This is a genomic window from Candidatus Methanocrinis alkalitolerans, assembly GCF_029167205.1.
Classification (GTDB): domain Archaea; phylum Halobacteriota; class Methanosarcinia; order Methanotrichales; family Methanotrichaceae; genus Methanocrinis; species Methanocrinis alkalitolerans.
Window position 1 is genome coordinate 1 of sequence record NZ_JARFPL010000095.1, and the last position, 399, is coordinate 399.

The window sequence follows — 399 nt, forward strand, 5'->3', positions numbered from 1 at the left end:
CCGCCATCAACCCATCTTTCCAGGGAGGCTTCGGAGGATCGTCGATCTCCCCTGAGAAGCAGGCAAACCATTTTCCGGTCGAAGATCTCCGAACGGTTAACCTCTTGATCTTGCCTTCGATGGGTCGGTGGAGCTTGATCTTGATATCTCCGATCTTGGAGAGGTCGAGCTTCCCGAAAGACAGTCTGAATCCCAGCTGTGGATAGGTGAACGAATCGTACCATCCTTTCCCCTTGAACCTGGGATACCCCGGGGCCTCTCCTGCTTTGACTCTTCGGAAGAACGCTTTAAAGGCCAGATCTACCCGTTCTTGGACGTTCTGGAGGGTCTGAGAGAATACCTCCTTCAGTTCTGGTTTGTTTTTCTTCCACTCTGGCAGCAAGTAGTGAGTCTCATACT

The 399-nt window shown here is 51.9% G+C and carries 1 protein-coding gene; it reads right to left on the reverse strand.

Annotation, left to right across the window (positions count from 1 at the left end; translation table 11 throughout):
• Positions 1–399, reverse strand: a 399-nt coding sequence (locus P0O24_RS12490) for an RNA-guided endonuclease InsQ/TnpB family protein (protein WP_316970077.1), incomplete at both ends; no start/stop codon positions are given.